The organism is Geobacillus sp. CAMR5420 (assembly GCF_000691465.1).
Lineage (GTDB): Bacteria > Bacillota > Bacilli > Bacillales > Anoxybacillaceae > Geobacillus > Geobacillus thermoleovorans.
The window spans coordinates 20,443-43,998 of record NZ_JHUS01000068.1; the positions used below are offsets into that span (position 1 = coordinate 20,443).

A 23,556-nucleotide genomic window follows, 5' to 3' on the forward strand; every position below is an offset into this window, starting at 1 on the left:
TGCCATGCCTGATATCGTTATTCTCAACGGAAACCCATCGTCCACGTCCCGCCTCAATGGACTCATTGAGTATGCCGAACAGGCTTTGCGGCAGAAGGGATTCGCCATCGAACAAATTCGCGTAGCCGACTTGCCGGCCGATGATTTGGTGCGGGCTCGCTTTGACAGCCCCGCCATTGCAGCCGCCAACCAAAAAGTAGAGAAGTCTCATGGCATCATCATTGCCAGTCCCGTTTTCAAAGCCTCCTACACAGGAATATTGAAAGCGTACTTGGATTTGCTGCCGCAAAAGGGATTGCAGCACAAAGTCGTCCTTCCGTTGTTCATCGGCGGCTCCCTTGCCCATTTGCTCGCGATAGACTACGGATTGAAACCTGTTCTGTCCGCCTTGGGAGCGCGCTACTTGTTGGGCGGCGTCTACGCTGTCGATCAATGGGTTACCCGTCTTCCGGAAGGGGGCTACTCGCTGCCTGAAGAATTGAAGCGCCGGCTTGATGAAAGCTTATCAGAATTGGGCTCCGCCCTTCATCTGTCTGTTTCTAGCTCGTTGTAAGAAGCGATTTCACCCACTCACCCTTATCGTGCAAGCAGATTGCCCCTGTCGGACAATCTGCCTTTTTTATAAGGGAAAAAGAGAACGTCGAGGGGAGGAAACAAGATGGATTTGCGAACCATCCGAACATTTCAAGCGGTCGTGAAACACCGTAGTTTCCAACGAGCAGCTGAAGAATTGAACTATGCACAATCAACCGTTACCACCCATATCAAAAATTTGGAATCCGAGCTCGGCGTCACCCTCATCGAACGGGGCAAATCGTTTCAGTTGACTGAAGCAGGCCGATTGCTCAGCGAAAAAGGAGCGTTTTTGCTAAAAAGCTTCGAGCACTTGCAAAAAACCTTGAAAGAGTGCATCGAGGGCGAAGGAGGCGTCATCCGCATCGGAGCAATGGAACCGACAGCCAGCTATCGTCTGCCTGCCTGGCTGAGCGCTTTCCGGAACAAGCACCCTGCTATTTCGTTCAATATCCAAATTCATAGCAACCAAACGCTTATCGACATGGCCGAGCGTGGAGACATTGACATCGCCATTTGCGCAACTCCGGAATCGTTAACAGGGACAAGCTTCGAACCATTGTTTTCCGAGGATGTCGTGCTTCTTGTTCCTTCTTCCCACCCGTTGGCCAAACGTTCATCGATCGATCTTCACGACTTAGCCTATGAGCGCCTCCTTGTGACAAGCGCTGCTTGCCCATTTCGGCGCCATTTGGAAAAAAAGTTGATTGAACTCGATATTCAACCATTGTATGAAACCGAAGTGAGCAATATGTTGGCGCTAAAATACTACGTTCATGCGGCGCTTGGTGTCGCGGTGGTTCCAAAAATCTCCGTCACCCCTCCTCCCGAAGGAACAGTGGCGCTGCCAATTGTCGATTTTCGCCATGGACTGACCGTCGGCATCTTGCGACGATTTGCGAGTGGAGCATGCCATCCGGCAACGGAAACATGGATTCGTTTTTTGCTGGACCACTATGCGGGAGAACGTTGTACAGATCTTCATATTTTTTGAACCATCGCTTCTATTTTTTCAATTTTACAAACGGAAGTTGCTCCTTTATATTTTTATTAAACCTATTGAATTACTATGAAATTATATGGAGGGAGCAAGGATGATCATAGCTCTTGTGATCGACGAACAGGAGAACGTTGTCTCCATCATGGAAGGAGCAATCATTCGCCTTTATGACACGGATTCACAAACGTACGAAGACTATCCGAATATCGCCAAGCAACAGCAAGAGGGGCGCCGCAGTGCAGTTCTCCGTTTCGCCAAAGAAAAAGGGGCCGATGCCTTCGCTGCTCCGCCGAATACGTTTTGTGAACGGTCCTACGCTCAAGCTGTCGAGCAGCACGTCCAATTTTATTTGTTGGGACATCCGATTTCGTTCCGAGAGTTCGAAAAGCGGTGGCAAAATGGTTCACTTTCATCAAGCGATCGGCTGCCAGCGGAAACAATTGTTCCTAGCTGACAAGGACGGTGCGCAATCAAAGCGAGAACGCTCTACTCTCTTTTCCCTTTCTGAAGACGATCCAAAGGAGGAGAAAAAATGGTCGAATTTATTACGATGGCCCCGACATCCGGAGACAGTACGTTCGTCGGTCTTGGCAACAATTCGACAAACGTAAACAGCTGGACCGGGACAGACGAGAATCCGGAGCGTCCGCCGACGGTAGAGTACATTGAAGCGATTGCCAAAGCAGCAGAAACCCATGGTTTTTCTACATTGCTGTTGCCGACAGGTGCAGGCTGCCTTGATTCGTTGGCTGTCGCAGCTTATCTCGCAGCGCGAACGACCAAATTGCGCCTTCTGTTCGCCGCCCGTCCTGGCGCCACTTCACCTGCTATTTTTGCCAAACAGTTGGCGACGATCCATGTTTGGACAAATGGACGGGCGTTGCCCAATATCGTGACAGGCGGTTCACCGGTCGAATTAGCGGCTGAGGGGGATTTTCTTGACCATGACACGCGGTATGAACGGACGAGGGAATACATCCATCTGTTGAAGCAACTGTTCACCCTCCCTTCCGTCACGTATGAAGGACGATTTTACCGTCTCGAAAACGCCTCGCTGTTCCCCAAACCCGCACAGCGCCCGCCGATTTATTTCGGAGGAGCCTCAGACATTGCCAAGGAAGTAGCGGCGCAAGTGGCGGATGTGTACATGATGTGGGGAGAGACATTCGAACGAATGAAAGAGCGAATCGAAGAAATGAAACAAAAAGCAGCTGGTTACGGGCGAACGCTCCAATACAGCATCTCCTTTCAAGTCGTGCTGGGTGAAACCGAACGAGAAGCATGGGAACGAGCGGATGCGTTAGTCAGCCATCTATCCGAGTCAGCGAAGCAAAAAAAAGATGAACTGATTGAAAAAGGTGATTCGGTTGGCGCAAGGCGATTACACGAATTGATGAAAACAAGCGCAAAACGGCGTTTCCAAATCGGTCCAAACTTATGGACCGGGCTCACACAAGTGTTGTCGGGCAATTCCATCGCTCTTGTCGGCACCGCTGATCAAATTGCCGACCGGCTTATTGAATTCATCGATCTTGGCTTTGATTATGTATTGTTGCGTGGGTTCCCACATTTGGAAACGATTGAGCAAGTGGGAGCCTCTGTGATTCCGCTTGTTCGGGAGAAGCTTCAGCAGGCGAAGTTGTTTCATCATTGACAGGGGGGACGGAAGTTGAGAGGCAACCGTCGACTGGCAACATTGTTGCTTTTCCTATTCTTATGGGTTTTGTTGAGCTGCAGCCATGAAAAACAGCAAACACACAATAGTTCATTGACCGAGATTCGCATCGGCTACCAAAAAGGCGGAACCATCTTGTTGATGAAACATGAACATAAGCTACAAAAACAGCTCGAACAGGAAGGATATCACGTAACTTGGTCGGAATTCAACACCGGCAGCTCGATTCTGGAAGCACTCAACACTGGAAGCATTGATTTCGCTGTAGCCGGAGATATTCCTTCCATCTTCGCCCTCGCTAAAGGGGCACAATTTCGCTATATCGCTGGAGAGCCGTCATCTCCAGCCTCTGAAGGGATCATCGTACGCAAAGGACTCGACCTTTCTTCGCTAGCTGACTTAAAAGGGAGAAAAATTGCCCTCAATAAGGCATCTATCGCCGAATATCTGTTGGTCAAAGCCCTGCATTCTGTCGGTCTGTCGCTTCGGGATGTACAACCTGTATATTTGAATCCACCAGACGCCAGCTTGGCTTTAGAAAAAGGAGAAGTCGACGCATGGGTTGTCTGGGATCCTTTTTTATCCGTAGCTGAAAGCAAAGGACATATATAAGTTGCAATAAAGATTTTCCGATTGTTCGATTCTGTTTTCCTTCATAACAAGTCATTTTGATAGAATGCAGCGGGCGCTCTACTGGATGTAAAACAAAGTTTCAACTTATATACATTATTAAAAGATGGAACGGGCATCGTTCCCTATCGCACCTTTTATTTCAGCTCACCTGCTATGACGGACAGCCATCCGGATATTGTTCGTCAATTCGTCCAAGCATTGCAGAAGTCAGGAGAACAAATCCGCCGCGATCCGACAGAAGCTGCACAGCTGCTTCATGAAGCCACGAATTTGCCTGTCGACACATGGATTCACGTGTTGAAAAAACGACAATCTACTGTCCACTGGATCGACCCTCAAGCGGTTCGCGACTTGCAGCAAGAAGCAGACGACTTGCGCGCGATCGGTTTCATTGAAAAACACGTGTCCATAGAAGACGTTGTCTGGAAACCAACAAACAAGTAAAGGGGCTGAGCCACATGAAACGACGACACATCAAGCTTGGACTGTTTCTTATGGGCGTCGGCCATCATATCGCCGCATGGCGACACCCCGATGTGCGGCCGGAATGGTGCGAAGATTTCGCGTTTTTTCGCCGTCTTGCGGAAATCGCGGAACAAGGGAAGCTGGACATGCTGTTTGTCAGCGACGGACTCGCCATTGAGCCGTTGTCTCACCCTGCCGAGATCGTCCGGCTCGAGCCGTTCACATTGCTCGCCGCTTTAGCAGCCGTGACCAGCCGCATCGGGTTGGCCGGCACAGCTTCGACCACATACAACGAACCATTTCACATCGCGCGGAAATTTTCCTCGCTCGACCATATTAGCCGCGGGCGAGCCGCTTGGAACATCGTTACGTCCTACTATGAGGAAGAAGCGTACAATTTCAGCCGAACGGCTCATTTGGAACATCAGCTGCGCTATGAGCGGGCGCGCGAATTTGTCGATGTCGTCAACGGTCTGTGGGAAAGTTGGGATGAAGAGGCGCTGATTCGCGATCCATCATCTGGAATCTACTTTCATCCAGAGAAGTGGCGGCCGTTGAACCATCATGGAACCCACTTCTCGGTGTGCGGGCCGCTGAACTCTTCCCGTCCGCCGCAGGGAAAACCCGTCTTGATTCAAGCCGGCTCATCACAAGACGGCATCCGTTTCGCCGTCCATGTTGCGGAAGTCGTGTTCACCGCCCAATCGACATTAGCGGACGCCCAACGTTTTTACCAAACGGTGAAACAAGAAGCCGCACGGATCGGACGCGATCCTGATCATCTATTGATCATGCCAGGCGTAGCGCCTTACATCGGGCGAACGGAACGAGAAGCGCAAGAGCAATATGAACAATTGCAAAAGTTAATCGTTCCGGAGGTCGGGTTGGCATTTTTATCTGACTACTTAGGGGGCATCGACTTTTCAGGCTATTCACTCGATGATCCGCTTCCCGACGACATTCCTGAAACAAACGGGAATCAAAGCCGGCGCCAGCTTATCATTGATTTAGCGCGCCGCGAACGCTTGACCATCCGCCAACTGTACGAGCGAATCGCTGGAGCGCGAGGGCACTTTACCATCATCGGAACGCCTGAACAAGTCGCTGATCAACTTGAACAGTGGTTTCGCCAAGGAGCGGCGGACGGGTTTAATCTTATGTTTCCGTACTATCCGCATGGACTGTCGCTGTTTGTCGAGCATGTGATCCCGATTTTGCAAAAGCGCGAGTTATTCCGTCGCGACTATGAAGGAACCACATTGCGCGACCATCTAGAACTGCCCATGCCCAATCCGATCCGTGTATAAGGAGTGATTTTATTGGTGCTTCCTGATCTGATTCCCTACTTAGCGAATGATTTGTCCCGATTGTTTGTCAAAACGGAGCGCCACGAACAACTGTTGCAACAAGCCTCTATGCTTGCGGAACAATTCCGTCCGAACATGCGGCGCATTGATGAGGAAGGAGCGTTTCCATTTGAACATTTCCAACTTTTGAAAGAGACCAACTATTTAGCCCTGACCGTTCCAGAAGAATACGGGGGTCAATCATTGTCTTTATACGAATTGATCCTCGTGCAAGAGCGCCTAAGCCAAGGCGATGCTTCCACCGGGTTGTGCGCAGGCTGGCATTTAGGTCTTGTGTACGATATTCGGGAACGCCGCACATGGAATGCGCGCACGTTTGCGTGGCTTTGCAGGGAAATCGTGAATCGAAAAGCCGTCATCAATCGGCTGGCCACCGAAGAAGCAACAGGAAGCCCGACTCGAGGAGGAAAACCGATTACAACCGCAGTGAAACGCGATGGAAAATGGATTCTGACGGGGAGAAAATCATTTGCCTCCATGGCGGAAGCGTTGGACTACTCATTGGTCACAGCCGTCATCGCCGATACGGGGAAAGTCGGGTTTTTCCTCGTCGATCATCGAAGCGACGGGATTCGCATTGAAAAAACGTGGGATATGATCGCCATGCGGGGGACAAGAAGCGATGACGTCATTTTCGATCATGTCGAACTGCCCACCGATGCGTTAGTCGAACTCGATCAATTAGAGTTCGTCAAAGGCGGGGGGAGCCGTGCTTGGCTTTTGCACATTCCCGCTTGCTACTTAGGGGCTGCCATCGCTGCCCGAAATTACGCCATTTCGTTTGCTTCGCACTATCAGCCGAACAGCGTATCCGAACCGATCATTCATCTGCCGCATGTTCGACAGAAAATAGCGGAAATGGATATGGAACTGTGGAAAGCCCGTCACGTTCTTTATTTTACCGCCGAAAGATGGGACGCCATTCCAGAAAAACGTTCAGCAATGGACCGAGAATTAGCATTAGCCAAGTACATTGCGTTAAACAGCGCCAACCGTGTCGTCGATTTGGCCATGCGCATCGCCGGGGCGAAAAGTTTGCACCGCTCCAATCCGTTGCAACAATACTATCGTGATGTGCGGGCGGGGTTGCACAATCCACCCATGGAAGATGCGGTCGTAGAATTGTTTGCATCGCATGCCATTCCGAATGGCGCTGCAATCGTTCACAACACCGGCATCCATCCGTCACCCATCCGTTGAAAGGAGGAAAGGCATGATTGACATTCAACAAGTGACCAAAATCTACACCCTCCATCGTACGAAAGTGGTCGGCGTCGACCATGTGTCCTTGCAGATCGAAAGTGGGGAAATCTTCGGCATCATCGGCCATAGCGGAGCGGGAAAAAGCACCTTGCTCCGGTGCATCAATTTGTTGGAACGCCCCACATCCGGCCGCATCATCGTAGAGGGCACGGACATCACTTCCTTGTCCGGAGAAGCGTTGCGTGAAGCGCGGTTGAAAATCGGAATGATTTTTCAGCAATTTTGCTTAATCCGATCCAAAACGGTGTTTGAAAACATTGCCTTCGCCTTGAAAGCAGCAGGCAAAACAAGAGCTGAAATCGAGGCTCGTGTCCATGAATTGCTCGAGCTGGTCGGATTGTCTGATAAACGGGACGCTTATCCGTCTCAATTAAGCGGGGGGCAAAAACAACGCGTCGGCATCGCCCGCGCCTTGGCCAACAATCCGTCTGTTCTATTGTGCGATGAAGCCACATCAGCTCTCGATCCAGCCACAACCTCTTCCATTTTGCAGCTTCTCAAGCAAATCAACCGGGAGCTCGGCATTACCGTCGTCGTGATTACACATGAGATGGAAGTCATTAAAGAGATTTGCGATCGCGTCGCCGTCATGCAAAACGGCCAAATTGTCGAAATCGGGCGCGTGTACGATTTGTTCACCCAGCCGCGGCATCCATTAACACGGTCATTTGTCGAACATATATTGCGCTTAGACGTGCCTGAACGGTTGTGGCAAGCGCGAAGCGGTACATTGGTGAGAGTCTTGTTTCAGGGTCCCGCCGCTGAACAAGCCATTTTATCCGACACTCTTCAAACATTTCGCGTGCGCGCCAATATTTTGCACGGAAAAATCGAATATATCAATGACACACCGCTCGGCGTACTGCTGTTGGAACTGACCGGAGAGAAAGAAGAAGTGGAGCGCGCCATCCGCTATGTGGCCGAGCGGACGAAAGGAGTCGAGGTGATCGATCGTGCCGCTTGAAACCTTGATTCCGGAACTACTCAAAGCGTTTTGGGATACGTTGTACATGGTAGGCATTTCTTTGCTGGCTGCCATCATCGCAGGGCTGCCGCTTGGTGTGCTCTTATTCGTCACCGACCGCGGCCTGTTTTGGGAAAATAAGCCGTTGCAAACCATTTTAGGATTTCTTGTCAATATGGTGCGTTCGATTCCCTTTATCATTTTGCTAGTCGCCTTGCTGCCGCTGACAAAACTGCTGGTCGGCACAACGATTGGGCCAACAGCGGCGGCCGTCTCGCTGTCCGTGGCCGCCACCCCATTTTTTGCCCGCATCGTCGAAACTGCTTTGCGGGAAGTGGATAAGGGGGTGATTGAAGCAGCCACGGCTGTCGGAGCCACTCCATGGATGATCATCAAAGACGTCCTTTTATCCGATGCGCTTCCTGGCATCATCCACGGACTGACGATTACAGCCATCAGCTTGATCAGCTACTCCGCGATGGCCGGCATCGTCGGAGGCGGAGGTGTGAGAGATCTAGCCATTCGCTTTGGCTATTATCGATACGACAACACGGTCATGATCACAACGATTATCGTACTTCTCTGCTTAGTGCAAATCGTCCAATTGGCCGGCGATTCCGTCGCCCGCTGGATGGATAAGCGGTAAGCGCCGTCTGGGCGTCGCCCGCGATAACCATGCTTCAAACCTGATTTCCAAAGGAGGATTGGTCTTATGAAGCGTTTTTCATTTTTATTCACCCTTTTCATATTGCTGCTCGCCGGCACAGCAGGATGCTCGTCATCCTCTTCCTCGGCGCAGGAGGGAAAGAAAACCATTACGATTGGCGCCACCGCCGGCCCCTACAGCGATCAAATTCGGGAAGCCATTCAACCGTATTTAGAGAAAAAAGGATACAACGTGAAACTGGTAGAATTCAATGACTATGTACAGCCCAATATCGCACTTCATCAAAAGTCCATTGATGTGAATGTATTCCAAAACTCGATGTATTTAAAAAATTTTGCTCGCACCCATCATATGCAGTTGCATCCATTAATTTCCATTCCCACTGTTCCGATAGGTTTGTATTCTAAAAAACATTCTTCTTTAGATGAAATCAAAGATGGCACAACGATCGCATTGCCGAATGAACCCGTCAATGAAGCGCGGGCATTAACGATGCTAGAGCAGCTGGGCATTCTCAAACTAAAACCGGGCGTCGAGCCTACGAAAGCGTCGGAGAATGACATCGCCCAGTTTTATAAAAAAGTCATCCTCAAGCCGCTCGATCCAGCCCAGCTTCCAAGAGCGCTGGGGGACGTCGACTACGCGCTCATCAATGGCAACTATGCCCTGTCATCCGGCTTGAAGTTAACCGAAGCCGTCGCCTTGGAAAAAACGCCGGATTACTATTTAATCGTCGTCACCATCCGTCCCGAAGACAAAGACAAACCATTCGTCAACGATTTGATCGCCGCCTACCGATCGAAAGAATTTGCAAAATTGATCAAAAAGGATCCAAAATACAAAGGATACGTATGGCCCGATTGGTTCAAAAAACAGTAACCATCCCATCGGCGGCTCTCATCGCAGCGAGCCGCCGATCTGGAAAGGAGGAAACAAGCCATGGATCGTCCTTTACTATTCAATGCCTTTGAGATGGCAAGTGCGATGCACAACGCCCATGGCCTATGGAAACATCCCGACAGCGAACGTCACCGCCGCTACAAAGAACTTCCCTACTGGGTGGAAATGGCGAAGCGGTTGGAAGCAGGGCTGTTTGACGCCGTTTTTTTCGCTGACGTTCTCGGGGTATACGATACTTATCGCCAAAGCCCATCCCCATCGATTCGTGATGGAATGCAGTTTCCATTAAACGATGCTTCATTGATCATTCCTGTTATGGCAAGCGTCACCACTCATCTTTCGTTCGTGTTAACGGCAAGCACGACTTATGAACATCCGTTTCATATCGCCAGAAGGTTTTCCACTTTGGACCATCTGACAAGCGGACGAATTGCATGGAATATCGTGACTTCTTACTTGCCAAACGCAGCCGCCAACTTCGGACTGGAGAAGATGATTGCCCACGACCAGCGATATGAAATCGCCGATGAGTTTTTGGAAGTGGTCTATCAGTTGTGGGAAGGAAGCTGGGAAGATGGCGCATTTGTCGAAGATCGGACAGCAGAAGTACTGATTGATCCAGACAAAATTCATCCGATCCGCCATCGGGGGCCTTTCTTTGCCGTCAAAGGTCCGCATTTATGCGAACCTTCTCCACAGCGAACACCTGTGTTATACCAAGCTGGTTCCTCAGAGAGGGGAAGAGCGTTTGCGGCCAAACATGCAGAATGCGTTTTCGTCGGTGCACCTTCTGCTGAGCGGCTGCGAGCCTACATCGGGGACATTCGCCGCCAAGCGGAACAATGCGGGCGTGATCCCGAGCAGCTCAAATTTTTCACCTTTCTGACCGTCATTGTGGGTAAAACGTCAGAGCAGGCGGAAGCCAAATTCGAACAATTGCGCCGCCTTTGGAGCGCCGATGCCGCCAAGGCTCAGTTCAGCGGAGCGAGCGGCTATGATTTGGCTGAATATGAAGGAAAGCCAGCCCATGAACCATTTTTGTTCCGTCCCACCGACCACGGACATTACAAAGCGGCTTCGCTAACCAAAGACGCTACAAAACCGCTGACAATCGGTGAGGCGTTGCAAAAAGCCGGAACGCTGACGAGAGAGTCGGTCATCATCGGAAACCCGACACAAGTCGCGGATGCGATTGAAGAGCGGGCCCGCCGCTCTGGAGTGGACGGGTTCAACCTCGTCCATCTTGTCACCCCCAAGGATTTGGATGACTTTATCGAATATGTCGTTCCCATCTTGCAACGGCGTGGACTGTACAAAACCGCCTACACAGACGGCACTTTGCGGGAGAAGCTGTTCGGGGGCGAAGCGCGGCTGCCGAGTCACCATCCCGCTGCCGCCTTTCGCTCCATTGGAGTTCATGCAAAGAGCTCATGATACGATCCATCAGTTCATGAAAGAAGGGGTGATCGAAAACCACATGCTCGTTTTCGGTCAACCCCTTCGCCACTTTTGCTATATGTTTGTCTTATGAAAAACGGCTTGTTTCGCCTGGCTTTTCACCTCTCTCATCTTGTTCTCTCCTCCCCGCTCTGGGCGTTGGGAAAGCCAAGCAGCCGTAATGTCGAATAGTTGGCGCCTTGCCGAAATCGCGGAAAACGTATGGTCGGCTTCTGCAATCACATGGCTCCAAAATCGTGAATCAAGCCGTTTTCCAAACGCCTCCCGGTACACATCCGCATATGCAACGGGAATATCGTGATCAGCCGTGCCATGAACCAAAAGAACATCACCAGAAAACTGTTCTGCTGCCTTCAGCGGATTCGCATGAGCAAGCGATGCAAAAAAGGAAGGGGGCAATACATATCCACGGTGCTCCACCGTTTCTGCATCGACTTGTCCTCGCCCTTGTGTGGCAATGCGGACGATATCTTGATAGGGATAGGCCACAGGCGCCCACAGCACCAATCGGTCGACACGCCGATCCAATGCAGCTGTGGCCGTCGCCACCGCCCCTCCCAAACTATGGCCGAGAAGCACAAGCGGTCGACGTTCAAATGACGGAATGCGTTCCACTGCACAAATAACATCTCTCGTTTGTCGAATGAAATCATCAAATCGGTTGTTTCCGTACTCTCCGCTGCTCTCCCCGCAACCAGCATAATCAAAACGGACGACTCCGGCTCCGGCCGACGCAAATCGTTCCGCTGCTTGGACAAACAACCGATCCACACCAATCCGCGTACCGATAAACCCATGACAAATGACAACAACAGGCGCATCATCATGATCAACCGACACGGGTGGATCATGAATCGAAACCGCCAAACGTTCCCCTCCGCTCTCAATATATTGGAATTGAATCAACTGCTCTCTCCCCTTTCACCTACCTTTAATTCATAGTAAATAAATAAGAATACTATGTTTATGTTATTTTACTACGCTTTTGCATAGCCGTCAACCGTCTCTGATCCTAGCCACAGGCAACCATCGGCTGACACACTAAAGGTTGCCAACAAAAGCACTATCTTCTTTACCTGAAAAGAAGATGCCCCTAAAAGCGGAGGGCACCTTTCATCACACTTGTATACATTTCCAAAAAGCAACAGCCTCCGTAAGTAAAATCGACGCAACGGGTGCACCTTCTTTTTTGCTCACCCCTTCACCGATCCGGCAAGCAAGCCGCGGACGAAGTATTTGCCGAGGAAGATGTACACAAGCAAGGTCGGCAGTGCGGCAAGCAAGGCTCCTGCCATTTGCACGTTCCATTGGACGATTTGGCTGCCGGATAAATTTTGCAAGGCGACCATGATCGGCTGTTTGTCCGATGTCGTGATCGTCACCGCGAACAAAAACTCGTTCCAAATGTTTGTAAACTGCCAAATCGCCACGACGACAAATCCAGTGATGGACAAGGGGAGCATAATATAACGAAAAATACGGACAAACCCAGCGCCGTCGATTTTCGCCGACTCAATCATTTCATCGGGGATCGCCGCGTAGAAATTCCGAAACATCAGTGTGGTGATCGGAATGCCGTAGACGACATGGACGAACACAAGCCCCGGAATCGTGTTGTACAGCCCGATTTCGCGCAAAAATTGGATGAGCGGAATGAGAATGCTTTGATACGGAATGAACATCCCGAACAAAATGAGCGTAAAGAGCGTATCCGCTCCTTTAAACTTCCATTTCGACAGCACGTAGCCGTTGAGCGCCCCAAGCAGCGCGGAGAGCAGCGTCGCCGGCACGACGAGCAAAATCGAATTCCAAAAGTTCGGGGCGAGCTTGTCAAAGGCTGTGGCGTAGCTGCTCCAATCGATCGTTGACGGCAGTTTCCACATGTCGGCCAGTGTCACTTCATCAAGCGGCTTCAAGCTCGTGGCGACCATGACATACACCGGCATGAGGAAAAACACGCTCATGGCGATGGCCAATGCGTACAAAAACGGCCGCGCCCACACGGATCTCGCCATCACGATCCCCCCTTCCGGCTTGAGATAAGATACGGAACGATAAAGATGGCGACCGACAGCAGCATCACGATCGCAATCGCCGCGCCGTTGGCGTAATAGTTGCCGCGGAACGTCGTTTCAAACATGTATACGCCCGGCACATCGGTGACAAAGTTCGCCCCCGGCCCGGTCATGGCGTAAATCAAATCGAAAATTTTCAGCGAAATATGGGCCATAATGATGATGACGCTGACGGTGATCGGCCGCAGCAGCGGCAAAATGATTTTCCAATACAATTGAAACTCGGTCGCTCCGTCCATCCGCGCCGCTTCCCGCACTTCATCTGGAATGGCGCGCAGGCCGGCGAGATACATCGCCACCGCAAATCCGGTCATTTGCCAGACGGCCGCCACGACAACAGCAACGATGGCGACAGGAACGCCAAATTCGATTTTCCCCCAATGGAATCCGCCAAGGATGTTCGTATCCGTATACCATTTTCCATCAAGGCCAAGCGGTTTCAAAAATAGATTCACACCCGTTGACGGGTTGAACAGCCATTGCCACACGACTCCGGTGACGACAAAGGACAAAGCCATCGGGAAAAAGAAAATGTTGCGGAACAGCGACTCGCCGCGCAGTTTTTGGTCAAGCAAAATGGCAAGCAGTTGGCCGAGCACAATGACGGCGGCGATAAACAACACCGTAAACACAAGTGTATTGCGCAAGTCGGCCTGGAAGCGGAAATCATGAAACAAATACAGATAGTTTTTCAACCCGGCAAACGACCAATCCGGCACGAGCGAATTCCAGTTGCTCAAGGACACATACCCCGTCCAGCCGATAAACCCGTACACAAATAAGAAAATCAGTACGACCGACGGTGCCAAAAACGCCGCTGCCAGCCAATGATCGGCCGTCCATTTCCGCTTTTTCCGCACCGCGGGGACAGCCGCTGTCTTCTCGGCTGGCGTGATGTTGACCGTTTCCACTAAGATCCCTCCTCATGATGACGAAAAGGGGAAGAGAATGGCTCCCGTCCCCTTTTCCCGATTACTTCTTCAGTTCTGCGGCGGCCGATGCCAACGTGTCGATGAACGTCTTCACATCTTTTTGCGTCACGAAAATGTTGACGGCCTGATTGACCTTCGTGACAAACCCTTCCGGCGCTGCTGAACCGTGCGCTAAGCTCGGCGCCAGCTCCGCCGTCTTGAAGTCTTGCATCGTTTGTTTGCCGTATTCATCGTACTTGGACGGATCCGCGTCGATGCGGGCCGGGATGGAGCCTTTCAGCGGGTTAAACGCATCTTGCCCTTCCACCGAACCAAGCACCGATAAGAACTTCTTCACATCGTCCGGGTTTTTCACGCCTTTCGGCAGGCCGAACGTATCGGTAATGACCATAAACTTGCCTTCCGTATTCGGCACCGGCACATAGCCGAAGTCTTGGTTCACCTTCAATTTCAAATCGTTGACAAAATAGCCCTTCACCCAGTCGCCCATCACGTACATGGCCGCCTTTCCTTCGGCGACGAGCTGGGCGGCGTCTTGCCAGTTGCGCGAGCTATGATCTTCGTTAATATAGCCAAGCATTTTCTTAAACGTCTCAACGGCTTGTTTCACTTGTGGGTCGTTAAACGATAATTCTCCCGTCCAAAGTTTCTTGTAGTTTTCCGTTCCGAGCGTGCCAAGCAGCACGTTTTCAAACAGGTGCGTCGCTGCCCACGGCTCTTTGTCGCCTAAGGCGAGCGGCGTAATGCCCTTTGCTTTCAGCTTGTCGGCCACTTGGAAAAACTCGTCGAATGTTTTCGGCGGCTGAAGCCCGTTGTCGGCAAATACTTTTTTGTTGTACCAAAGCACGTTGCCGCGGTGAATGTTGACAGGCACGGAGTAAATGTTGCCGTCTTTGCTCACCATGTCAATCAACGCTTTCGGGAATTTGTCCATCCAGCCTTCTTTTTCATATAAATCGTTGAGCGGCTCCATTTTGCCGGCGGCCACCCAGCCTTCATTCAGCTCCGCTCCGCCGTGTACTTGGAACGTCGATGGCGGATCGTTTCCTTGCATGCGGCTCGCCAACACCGCCTTGGCGTTCGTTCCCGCCCCGCCGGCCACCGCCGCGTTTTCGACTTCAATATCCGGATATTTTTCTTGGAACAGTTTGATGAGCGCTTTTAAGCCGTCTTCCTCACCAGCTCCCGTCCACCAGCTGAAAATCTCGAGCTTCTCTCCCGCTTTTTGGCTGCCTTGTTTGGCGTCATCGGACGAAGAAGAGTTCGAGCTGCTGCAGCCTGAGAGCGCCATCCCAATTCCAAGCGCCAACGCCAGCCATGCGGATGCTTTCTTTCTCATGGTTCTCCCCCTTTGTCTTTTGTTTTTGAAACCCCTTTCAACATCGAGTGTACCATGCGCTGTCCAGCAAACGGCGGCTTGATTTCTTCACTTTTTTGCGTTTTTCTTCACTTTTTTGTTTTCCGTTCTCCTGTCAGGCAAGCGGTGCAGCGGACAGCCATTTCGCTTTTATGGCGCGAAAAAAGCCCGTCTCCCCATCCAGGGGGCGGGCTTCGCTTCGGACGCCGGAAGAAGGGCGGAGCCTGCTTTGTCCGCGGGACTTACCTTTTGACTTGCCATGCACCTTCCTTGTTGGAGACAGCACTCCCCTTGTCAGCGCGCCTGTACTTTTTTCCGGTATTCGCTCGGCGACAGGCCGGTTTGCTTTTTAAAGACACGGCTGAAATAGTTGGGGTCGTTGTAGCCGACTGAAAAACAAATTTCTTTTAAGCTTTGATCCGTCTCAGCCAGCGCTTCTTTCGCCCGTTCGATGCGCACGTTCGTCACATAGTCGATAAAGGTGATGCCAAACTGCTCTTTGAACAGTTTGCTGAAGTAGTATGGGCTCATCCCGGCTTGTTCCGCCACCTCCTCAAGCGTCAGCGGCTCGGCGTAGTGGCGGTCAATGTAGTCTTTCGCCTTGCCGAGTTTGCCATACGCTTGCTGCTGGCGCCAAACCTCGAGATCAGCGGCGATGCGGTCCAGTTCATCAAGCGCCGCTCGCTTCAATTCTGCCGCCGACCGGCAGGAAGCAAAGGAAGCGAGCCGCTCATAACGAATGCCCAGCTCCGATAGAAGACGCCCGAGCCACACAAAGGTCTCTTCCGCTTTGCGGCCGGCGGCCGGCAGTGAATGAGAAGAGGCCAGTTCCTCTATATACGTCAGACAAATCATCCGGGCTTGCTCGATGTCGCCAAGGCGCAGCGCTTCAAACAGCTGCTTATCCCGTTCCGCTTCCCCGCCGGCGCGCGTCGCTTCCGCCGGCAGAAACCCCACTTGTGCTTTTTGCCGGTCGGCGTAATAATGAGCGGCCGACAGCGCCTCATAGTACGAGGAACGAAGTTGGTCAAGGCGGGAAAACGGGGAGCCGAGCCCGATATACAGCGCGGCGCCGTACCGGGCCGAAAACTGCCGCGCCAAATCGAGCGCCAATGCCTGGATGACGGGCTTCCAGGCTGGCTCGCCATCGTTTGGGCTGCGGAAAAACAAGACCGGCAGGCGCCGGTTCACCATCCGCCCGATCCAATAGCGCGTTGGCGCCTTCCCGCTAAGCTGCTTGTCCAGCCATGATTTCCATTCGTCAGCCACCCCTGCATCCGGGAACTGAATGACGAGGAACATCCCCGACGCAATCGAAAACGGCAGCAGTTCCTTCCACCGCTCCCACTCATCAGCCGATACGTCTTCTGTCATGAGGACGGACAGCCATTCGCTTTCCACAAGCGTCTGCAACCGGCGAATCTGCTCCTCGAGCTGGCGGCTGCTCTCCTCGTGTCGCCGCTTGGCCGCCACTTCTTGGCTGACCCGTTCCAAAGCCGAAATGACCTCCTCCTTCCGGCTCGGTTTCAATAAATATTCCTTGACGCCAAACCGCATCGCTTGTTTCGCATAGTCGAACAAATCAAACGCCGACACAATAATGAACTCCAGATCGAGGCCGTCTTGGCGAATCGCTTCGATCGCTTGCAGCCCGTCAAGGCCGGGCATTTTGATGTCAATCAGCATGATATCCGGACGATAACGCTTGGCGATCTCGACCGCCTCGCGCCCGTTGGCGCCCTCGGCGACCACCTCGATATCCGGAAGGTGGTCGCTAATCATTTTGCAAAGCGCTCTTCGCTCCAACGCCTCATCATCGACGATCACCACTTTCACCGTTCATCCCCCCTTGCCATCTTGGCAGCCATAACCGCACCGTCGTTCCTTTTCCTAGTGCAGACTCGATTTCGGCCACATCCATCACTCCGTAAAACAGCTGCAGTCGGCGAATGACATTGTGCAAGCCGATGCCGGTTGAATGGCCGCGCCCTTGCTCACGGCGCGTCCGCGGTTCTTCGCCGCGGATCAACGCTTCAAGCTCCGCTTTCACCTGCTCATCCATGCCAACGCCATTGTCGCGCACTTCCACAACGACCCGCCCGTTTTCGGCGAAAACGGACACGGACAGCTCGGCTCCCTGCTCGTACGTCTCAATGCCATGGATGAACGCATTTTCAATCAGCGGCTGCAACGTGAGCGGCGGAATCGGTTGATCGAGGCAAGATGGTTCCGCCTCTAACGAAAACTTGATCCGATCAAAAAACCGCGTCTGCTGGATGAAGAAATATTCACGGGCGATGCGCACCTCATCGGCAAGCGTCACCGTCCGCTGCAAATCACCCAAGTTGTAGCGCAAAATGGCCGCCACCGCTTCAATCAGCCGCGACGTTTGCTGGGCGTCCTCCAAGTACGCCATCTTCGCAACCGTGTTCAGCGTATTGAATAAAAAATGCGGATTGATTTGGCTTTGCAAGCTTTTGAGTTCCAGCTCCTTCACCAGCCGGTCGAGCTCAGCCTTTTGTTTCATCTCCGCAATCAGCTGCTTTAAATTGCGGCGCATGTCATTAAACGTGATCGTCAACAGCCGCAGCTCATCGTTGGTCATCGGCTCAATATCCGGCCCGTCCAGCCGCCCGTCAGCGATGGATCGGGCAGCGCGCGAGAGAAGAATGATCGGCTTCGTTAAGTGGCCGGAAAAGAACACCGCCAGCAAGGCGCCAAGCAACAACGTCGTGACAAACAATCCCATTCCCATATAGCGGAAATAGCGGTTGCGCCGCTCCACTTCATCGTACCGCCGTTGGTAGGCCGTCAGCTCATCGTCAATCAAGTTTAACGTTTCCTCTTGCAAAAAGGACGCAATGTTCATCGTTTCATGCAAGTGGGATGAGTACAAGCCAATATTTCCAGCTTGAAAATGATAGACCGTCAGCGCCGCCTCCTCCAGCAAACTTTCAATCATATGTTCATAGTTTTCCGCCGCCAGCCGGTCGGACAGCACTGGCAAGATGGCGCCGAGCTGCCGGCGGCGTTGCTGCAGCCAGCGGAACTCCCGCTCATAAGCGCGTGCATACCGTCCTTCTTTTTCCGAGACGTACGCATTGAGCTGTTCCATCATTCGGTTTGCCCGTTGCGACACCTCATTCAGCAACAACAATCGGCGCATCCGTTGATCATAATCGCTCATCATCTCTTCGCTCGTCTGATACAAAAGAAACACCGCTCCGTTCAGCAAAAGCAAAAAAACGGTAAAGCAAAGCAGCATCTTCGTCCGAATGTTCATCTGAATTCCACCCCGCTGTCACCGGCGCTTTGTTGCCTGCATCGTCCTGCCGCTTCAAGTCGAACGTGTTCGAACGTCAAGGACGGCCATCTCTCATGCTTTAGCGCTCGCCAACCCTTCTCCGCTTTCAGCCCCCTCCCTACGGAGGCCTGGCAGGCCCCTTCATGGCGTGTTGACCTCATAATTGCGCGCCGGGCGCAGCGGCAAGTCTTTTTTCCGAATGACTTTCGTCTCCGTATTCGTCACCACCGGCACGTCTTTCCCGGCGACGATCTCGGCCATCATGTTGACAGCCTTGTATCCCATTTCATACGGCTCCTGCACCACCGTCGCCGCAATCGTTCCTTTTTGCAAATAGCGGATCGTCTCCGGCAGCGTGTCAAAGCCAATAATATACGTCTTTTGCTCCCGATGAAACTGCTCGACCACCTTGGCAACGCCAATCGCATCAAGCGCGCTCGTGCCGTAAAACGCATTCACATCCGGGTGCTTTTTCAAAATCGTATACGCCTTTTCCGCGGCTTGCACACGCGTAATGTGCGACTCTTCGATGGCGACGATGCGGATGCCTTTTTCCTGTCTCACCGCATCCTCAAATCCGCGCACTCGCAGCTGTTGGTGCGCCGCCGTCAAACTGCCGGTAATAATCGCGACCGTCGCCTTGCCCTTTGTATCCTCAGCCAACGCCCGTCCCGCGAGAAAACCGGCATAATAATTATCCGTTCCCACATAGGCGACGCGTCGGCTCGTTGGAGCATCCGTATCGATCGTCACCACAGGAATATTCTTGTCCGTAATTTCGTTAATCACGGGGACAAATTCCGCTTCCGTCAACCCTTGGGTGATGATCCCATCGACTTTCGCTGCCGCGGCTTTTTTCAAAATGCGCAAATGCTCATCAATATTCGCCTGCCGCGGGCCGATATACTCGAGGTCAACCCCCAGTTCTTTCGCCGCCGCTTTCGCTCCTTTTTCCACGAGCCGCCAGTAATCATTATCGAGTTCCTCCGGCACAAGCACGAAATGATAGGCCTCTTTTGTTGTTTCCGGAACCCGTTCCTTTTCTGATTTCGGATACGCATACACGTTCCAAGCGCAATAGGCGGTGAAGGAAGCGCTTCCAATCAGCGCGGCGATGCCGCCCCCGTAAAACAGCCGTTTCCACCAATCGCGCATCTTGATCCCTCCTACCGCCATTGTACACGAACGTCGGGGCGCTAGCCTAGACAAAAGAAAATGGATGCCGTGTCTCTCCCTTCTTCCCGCCTGCCGCGGCCTCACATCGCCCTCCTCTTCTTTTCGACGTATATAAATGATGCCCTTTTATGCAAAAAATTCATTTACCTACCTTTTTTGGCTCTTCACCACAACATGTACTTGACAAGCAATACAGTTTCCTGCACAAAGATGTGCCAAAATCGCGGATTTGTTGATTTTCCCTCACAAGCATAAATAAGGTATGTTCAGAAAAAATCAAGTACAACTTTTGGTGAAGAGCCCCTTTTTTACATGGACAATATATGTACCTTAAGAAAAAATTCAAAAAATTTTTGATCATATTTTCCTTTCGATCCTGCTTCTTTTTGTCGAATAATGATATAATAGAAACGGAAAAAAAGGAGGTGAAGATGATGGAGCAGTTGTTAGAACGTATTTTTGATGAGCTGGCTTTTTTGCGGGCGAATATGGCAACGAAAGACGATGTGGCTGCGTTGAAAGATGATATTCGAGCATTAGAAAGTCGCGCCAGTCATATTGAGCAGACAATGGCGACAAAAGACGATATTGCCAGCATCGAACAGCGGATGGCGACGAAAGATGATGTGGCAGATATTCCGTTTATTAAACAAGCGGTGATGGAAACGTTAGAAACCATCAATGAAATCCCAGCAATAAAACAAACCCTCTCTGAAGCGCTACGAAAACTAGACAATGTTATCGCCAGTCAAGCGCGGCAAGAGCTCGTTCTCCAATCACTTGCATTTCGCTCGCTTGAACAAGAAAATGAGATTCGCGCATTAAAAGCGAAATAATCTAGCCACGCAACAACACTTCTTACCGTAGCAATCAATCCTATACTAAGCGCAAAAAGCAACCGCATGCACGGTTGCTTTTCTCCATTTATGGAATGATGGATCAGGCGCGCGTAATGCTTCTGCCAACAACGATAAAACATAAATTGACAACCAAACAAAAACATCCGACACTGGCCAATCCGCAGCAGATCAAAAATGTCCCGTAACAATCGGAAGAATGCTTCTGTCGTATTTCATGACCAAGCCGCCTGTCGCCGGCGGCTTGGTCAATCCGTTCCTAAGCGGCTTAGTTCCCAGCCGTTGCTTTTGCCTGTTTGAAAAACTGCGGCAAGTATTCTTTATGCGCTTCCAACATTTCGTCCAAAATTTGTTTGGCGATGGTGTCAGACGGGACAAGCGGGTTGATCGTCATGGCGACCAACGCCGTTTGGTAGTCGCCGGTGACCGCAGCCTCGGCAGCGACGCGCTCGAACGACTTGATTTGCTGGACGAGCCCACGCACCGCGACCGGCAAATCGCCGACGGCGATCGGTTTCGGTCCATCTTTCGTGATGACGCAGTTTACCTCCACCGCCGATTCCGGAGGGATGCTCGCAATGGCGCCGTTGTTTCTCGTGTTGACCGGCTGAATGTCGCGCTTGTCGTTGTAAATGGAGCTGATCAAGCTGCACGCGGCGTCGCTGTAGTACGCCCCGCCGCGCTGCTCGAGCTGCGGCGGCTTGATGGCCAAGTTCGGGTCTTTGTACAGCTCAAACAGCTCTTTTTCGAGCTGCTGCACAACTTCGGCGCGCGTCCCTTTCGTTTTCGCCGCCTCGAGCTCTTCAGCCAGCATTTTGTCCGTTTGGAAGTAATATCGATGGTACGGGCACGGCAATACTTTCAACCCTTTCAAAAAGTCCGGCTCCCAGCCAAGGTCAACGATGTTTTTCATCGTCACACCGGAGCGGTCTGGATGGGCGACGAGGTCAATCACCTTTTCAGTCACTTCGACTCCGTCCAGATAGACGTGCAAGCCAAACACCATATGGTTCAAGCCGGCAAAATCAATGTGCACGCGGTCGGCATCAACGCCAAGCAGCTTGGCGACGCCCATGCGCATGCCGATCGGCACGTTGCACAAGCCGACCACTTTCTCCTGTTTCGTATAGCGCAAGACGGCTTCCGTCACCATCCCAGCCGGGTTCGTGAAGTTGATAAGCCATGCATCGGGGCAAAGCTCTTCCATATCGCGAATGATGTCCAAAATGACCGGGATCGTCCGCAATCCCTTAAACAATCCGCCCGGGCCGTTCGTCTCTTGGCCGATCACCCCGTATTTGAGCGGGATGCGCTCGTCTTTCGCCCGCGCCTCAAGACCCCCGACGCGAAACTGCGTCGTCACAAAATCCGCCCCGTCAAGCGCCCGACGGCGATCCAAAGTCAAATGAATCTCGATCGGCACGCCGGCTTTTTCGACCATCCGTTTGGCCAGTGCGCCAACGATTTCGAGTTTTTCTTTGCCTTCCGGAATATCGACAAGCCACAATTCCCCGACCGGCAATTCATGATAACGCTTGATCAACCCTTCGACCAATTCCGGCGTGTAGCTCGACCCGCCGCCAATCGTCGCAATTTTCAATCGTTTATCCATATTCCTCTTCCCCTTTCGCCCTGTTGGGCATGGTATAATCAATGTAGGAATCAACCAGTGGGCTTGAAAGCGCCATCCTTTCCCAGCTATCGCACGTTCCGTCCCATGAAAGCGAGGTGTCCCGATGTTCACTCCTGAACAAATCGCCCAGTTCTCCGAGCTCGACTACGCCATTTACGACTATGTGATGAAACATCCGCATGAAGTCGCGTACATGCGCATCCGCGAGCTCGCCGAAGCCGTCCATGTCTCGCCGCCGACCGTGCTCCGCTTTTGTAAAAAGGTCGGATGCGAAGGGTTCAGTGAATTTAAAACGAAATGGAAGCTGTATTTGCGCGAGACAAAGCGAACCGCGATCATCAGCAGTCAAGAGGCGCTTAAGGAATTTTTCGAACGGACGCTGACCGCCGATTACGAGCGGACCATTCTGGATGCGGCAGCCGCGATCGCCCGGGCGGATCACGTCATTTTCGTCGGATCGGGCAGCTCCGGTATTTTGGCCGAATACGGCTCGCGCTATTTTTCTGCCTTTCAAAAGTTTTCTGTCTACATCAAGGATCCGTTTTTTCCGATTTACGGCCATTATTTCCACAACTGCGCCGTCATCGCCTTGTCGGTGTCTGGAGAGACGTCCTATACGCTCGCCCAAGTGCACCGGTTCAAGGAAAACGGCAGCACGATCATCAGCATCACCAACCGGAAACATTGCACACTCGCGAACATCTCGGACTACAACTTGACGTACTACACCACACCGGAGCGGATCGGGCAGACCGATGTCACAACCCAGCTTCCGGTCGTCTACTTGCTCGAACGGTTAGCGAAAGAAATGTATCGACTGCTGGGACGGAAGACGGAAACGATCGGAAAGGACAGCAGCCCAACCGTTTGAGCCCAACTCTGCTGATTGCAGCAACGCCATCGCCTTGTTGTTGGCTCCATCTACTATTACTAAACCGCGCCGGATGGCAAAAGTAAAGGGCATGGCGCCTTGTTGTAACAAAAGGAAAACGAAAAACAACTGTTTCTATGTTGTAACACTATGTTACAAAGGCAAGAACGGGCTGTGCATATAAGTTTTAGAAGGAAGGGGGGAACTGGGGCGTCCCGTTTCCTAGCAACCCTTCTCAAATGAAGAAATCTTGAAACACCCGTTTCTCTTTTTCCATGATGGTCGATCCAAGGGAACCGGCTGTTTTTCACCAACCTTTTCGCGGACAATGCGTTTGTTTTTGTAAACTCAGCCTTGACACTGTGGTGTTGTTTGAGGCACGCTTA

Annotated in this window: 22 protein-coding genes; 14 read left to right on the forward strand and 8 right to left on the reverse strand. The window is 51.9% G+C overall.

The window, feature by feature from the left end; genetic code table 11:
• Nucleotides 1–4 precede the first annotated feature (4 nt).
• The 12 genes from ssuE (at nt 5) to DI44_RS01010 (ending at nt 10,941) form a co-directional block, all read left to right on the forward strand.
• The gene (ssuE, locus tag DI44_RS01055; RefSeq protein ID WP_015375912.1) at nt 5–553 is read left to right on the forward strand and encodes an NADPH-dependent FMN reductase; all 549 of its coding nucleotides are present in this window, start codon (nt 5–7) and stop codon (nt 551–553) included.
• A gap of 105 nt (nt 554–658) precedes the next feature.
• Nucleotides 659–1,567, forward strand: a complete 909-nt coding sequence (locus DI44_RS01050; RefSeq protein WP_015375913.1) for a LysR family transcriptional regulator — start codon at nt 659–661, stop codon at nt 1,565–1,567.
• A 100-nt stretch (nt 1,568–1,667) separates the two neighbouring features.
• Entirely contained in the window at nt 1,668–2,027 is a 360-nt protein-coding gene (locus tag DI44_RS01045; RefSeq protein WP_015375914.1) for a hypothetical protein, read from the forward strand.
• 78 nt (nt 2,028–2,105) lie between these two features.
• Nucleotides 2,106–3,227 carry an LLM class flavin-dependent oxidoreductase gene (locus tag DI44_RS01040; protein WP_015375915.1) on the forward strand — a complete coding sequence of 374 codons (1,122 nt, stop codon included), beginning with the start codon at nt 2,106–2,108 and terminating at the stop codon, nt 3,225–3,227.
• A gap of 15 nt (nt 3,228–3,242) precedes the next feature.
• Nucleotides 3,243–3,860 (forward strand): ABC transporter substrate-binding protein, encoded by a 618-nt coding sequence (locus DI44_RS18415; RefSeq protein ID WP_033026462.1) that lies wholly within the window; start codon nt 3,243–3,245, stop codon nt 3,858–3,860.
• Between the two features lie 174 nt (nt 3,861–4,034).
• Nucleotides 4,035–4,325, forward strand: a complete 291-nt coding sequence (locus tag DI44_RS18420; protein WP_033026426.1) for a hypothetical protein — start codon at nt 4,035–4,037, stop codon at nt 4,323–4,325.
• Between the two features lie 14 nt (nt 4,326–4,339).
• Nucleotides 4,340–5,653 (forward strand): LLM class flavin-dependent oxidoreductase, encoded by a 1,314-nt coding sequence (locus tag DI44_RS01035; protein ID WP_015375917.1) that lies wholly within the window; start codon nt 4,340–4,342, stop codon nt 5,651–5,653.
• Nucleotides 5,654–5,665: 12 nt separating this feature from the next.
• On the forward strand, nt 5,666–6,913 hold the full coding sequence (locus DI44_RS01030; protein WP_015375918.1) for an acyl-CoA dehydrogenase family protein: 1,248 nt from the start codon (nt 5,666–5,668) through the stop codon (nt 6,911–6,913).
• Nucleotides 6,914–6,926: 13 nt separating this feature from the next.
• Complete coding sequence (locus DI44_RS01025) at nt 6,927–7,940, forward strand: methionine ABC transporter ATP-binding protein (protein WP_015375919.1); 1,014 nt, start codon at nt 6,927–6,929, stop codon at nt 7,938–7,940.
• Nucleotides 7,930–8,586: a methionine ABC transporter permease gene (locus tag DI44_RS01020; RefSeq protein ID WP_033026428.1), complete on the forward strand. Its 657-nt coding sequence runs from the start codon at nt 7,930–7,932 to the stop codon at nt 8,584–8,586. Before DI44_RS01025 ends, DI44_RS01020 begins: the two co-directional genes overlap by 11 nt.
• Nucleotides 8,587–8,652: 66 nt before the next feature.
• Nucleotides 8,653–9,486, forward strand: a complete 834-nt coding sequence (locus tag DI44_RS01015) for a MetQ/NlpA family ABC transporter substrate-binding protein (RefSeq protein ID WP_033026430.1) — start codon at nt 8,653–8,655, stop codon at nt 9,484–9,486.
• A gap of 60 nt (nt 9,487–9,546) precedes the next feature.
• A complete protein-coding gene (locus DI44_RS01010) occupies nt 9,547–10,941 on the forward strand; it encodes an LLM class flavin-dependent oxidoreductase (RefSeq protein WP_033026434.1) in 1,395 nt (464 codons plus the stop codon).
• Between the two features lie 78 nt (nt 10,942–11,019).
• On the opposite strand, the gene DI44_RS01005 is transcribed toward DI44_RS01010, so the two are convergent.
• The 7 genes from DI44_RS01005 to DI44_RS00975 form a co-directional block, all read right to left on the reverse strand.
• A complete protein-coding gene (locus tag DI44_RS01005) occupies nt 11,020–11,871 on the reverse strand; it encodes an alpha/beta fold hydrolase (RefSeq protein ID WP_015375923.1) in 852 nt (283 codons plus the stop codon).
• A 287-nt stretch (nt 11,872–12,158) separates the two neighbouring features.
• Nucleotides 12,159–12,980 carry a carbohydrate ABC transporter permease gene (locus DI44_RS01000; protein ID WP_015375924.1) on the reverse strand — a complete coding sequence of 274 codons (822 nt, stop codon included), beginning with the start codon at nt 12,978–12,980 and terminating at the stop codon, nt 12,159–12,161.
• Complete coding sequence (locus DI44_RS00995) at nt 12,980–13,951, reverse strand: sugar ABC transporter permease (protein WP_033026436.1); 972 nt, start codon at nt 13,949–13,951, stop codon at nt 12,980–12,982. Before DI44_RS00995 ends, DI44_RS01000 begins: the two co-directional genes overlap by 1 nt.
• A gap of 61 nt (nt 13,952–14,012) precedes the next feature.
• Entirely contained in the window at nt 14,013–15,311 is a 1,299-nt protein-coding gene (locus DI44_RS00990; protein WP_033026441.1) for an ABC transporter substrate-binding protein, read from the reverse strand.
• Nucleotides 15,312–15,623: 312 nt separating this feature from the next.
• Nucleotides 15,624–17,165, reverse strand: coding sequence for a response regulator transcription factor (locus DI44_RS00985; RefSeq protein ID WP_033026442.1), 1,542 nt, complete (start codon nt 17,163–17,165; stop codon nt 15,624–15,626).
• On the reverse strand, nt 17,143–18,612 hold the full coding sequence (locus tag DI44_RS00980) for a sensor histidine kinase (protein WP_011232679.1): 1,470 nt from the start codon (nt 18,610–18,612) through the stop codon (nt 17,143–17,145). Before DI44_RS00980 ends, DI44_RS00985 begins: the two co-directional genes overlap by 23 nt.
• 162 nt (nt 18,613–18,774) lie before the next feature.
• The gene (locus DI44_RS00975) at nt 18,775–19,788 is read right to left on the reverse strand and encodes a sugar-binding protein (protein ID WP_033026444.1); all 1,014 of its coding nucleotides are present in this window, start codon (nt 19,786–19,788) and stop codon (nt 18,775–18,777) included.
• 455 nt (nt 19,789–20,243) lie between these two features.
• Between DI44_RS00975 and DI44_RS00970 the strand changes: the two genes are divergently transcribed.
• On the forward strand, nt 20,244–20,645 hold the full coding sequence (locus tag DI44_RS00970) for a hypothetical protein (protein WP_033026446.1): 402 nt from the start codon (nt 20,244–20,246) through the stop codon (nt 20,643–20,645).
• 289 nt (nt 20,646–20,934) lie between these two features.
• Here DI44_RS00970 and DI44_RS00965 read toward each other — a convergent pair whose 3' ends face one another.
• Nucleotides 20,935–22,278 (reverse strand): 6-phospho-beta-glucosidase, encoded by a 1,344-nt coding sequence (locus DI44_RS00965; protein WP_033006173.1) that lies wholly within the window; start codon nt 22,276–22,278, stop codon nt 20,935–20,937.
• Between the two features lie 124 nt (nt 22,279–22,402).
• On the opposite strand from DI44_RS00965, the gene DI44_RS00960 reads away from it, so the two are divergent.
• The gene (locus DI44_RS00960; RefSeq protein ID WP_015375932.1) at nt 22,403–23,170 is read left to right on the forward strand and encodes a MurR/RpiR family transcriptional regulator; all 768 of its coding nucleotides are present in this window, start codon (nt 22,403–22,405) and stop codon (nt 23,168–23,170) included.
• Nucleotides 23,171–23,556 lie beyond the last annotated feature (386 nt).

Coding starts and splice junctions, on each gene's coding strand:
- ssuE (WP_015375912.1), top strand. CDS start 5: ATGCCTGATATCGTTATTCTCAACGGAAACCCATCGTCCACGTCCCGC.
- DI44_RS01050 (WP_015375913.1), top strand. CDS start 659: ATGGATTTGCGAACCATCCGAACATTTCAAGCGGTCGTGAAACACCGT.
- DI44_RS01045 (WP_015375914.1), top strand. CDS start 1,668: ATGATCATAGCTCTTGTGATCGACGAACAGGAGAACGTTGTCTCCATC.
- DI44_RS01040 (WP_015375915.1), top strand. CDS start 2,106: ATGGTCGAATTTATTACGATGGCCCCGACATCCGGAGACAGTACGTTC.
- DI44_RS18420 (WP_033026426.1), top strand. CDS start 4,035: ATGACGGACAGCCATCCGGATATTGTTCGTCAATTCGTCCAAGCATTG.
- DI44_RS01035 (WP_015375917.1), top strand. CDS start 4,340: ATGAAACGACGACACATCAAGCTTGGACTGTTTCTTATGGGCGTCGGC.
- DI44_RS01025 (WP_015375919.1), top strand. CDS start 6,927: ATGATTGACATTCAACAAGTGACCAAAATCTACACCCTCCATCGTACG.
- DI44_RS01015 (WP_033026430.1), top strand. CDS start 8,653: ATGAAGCGTTTTTCATTTTTATTCACCCTTTTCATATTGCTGCTCGCC.
- DI44_RS01010 (WP_033026434.1), top strand. CDS start 9,547: ATGGATCGTCCTTTACTATTCAATGCCTTTGAGATGGCAAGTGCGATG.
- DI44_RS01000 (WP_015375924.1), bottom strand. CDS start 12,980: ATGGCGAGATCCGTGTGGGCGCGGCCGTTTTTGTACGCATTGGCCATC.
- DI44_RS00990 (WP_033026441.1), bottom strand. CDS start 15,311: ATGAGAAAGAAAGCATCCGCATGGCTGGCGTTGGCGCTTGGAATTGGG.
- DI44_RS00980 (WP_011232679.1), bottom strand. CDS start 18,612: ATGAACATTCGGACGAAGATGCTGCTTTGCTTTACCGTTTTTTTGCTT.
- DI44_RS00975 (WP_033026444.1), bottom strand. CDS start 19,788: ATGCGCGATTGGTGGAAACGGCTGTTTTACGGGGGCGGCATCGCCGCG.
- DI44_RS00970 (WP_033026446.1), top strand. CDS start 20,244: ATGGAGCAGTTGTTAGAACGTATTTTTGATGAGCTGGCTTTTTTGCGG.
- DI44_RS00965 (WP_033006173.1), bottom strand. CDS start 22,278: ATGGATAAACGATTGAAAATTGCGACGATTGGCGGCGGGTCGAGCTAC.
- DI44_RS00960 (WP_015375932.1), top strand. CDS start 22,403: ATGTTCACTCCTGAACAAATCGCCCAGTTCTCCGAGCTCGACTACGCC.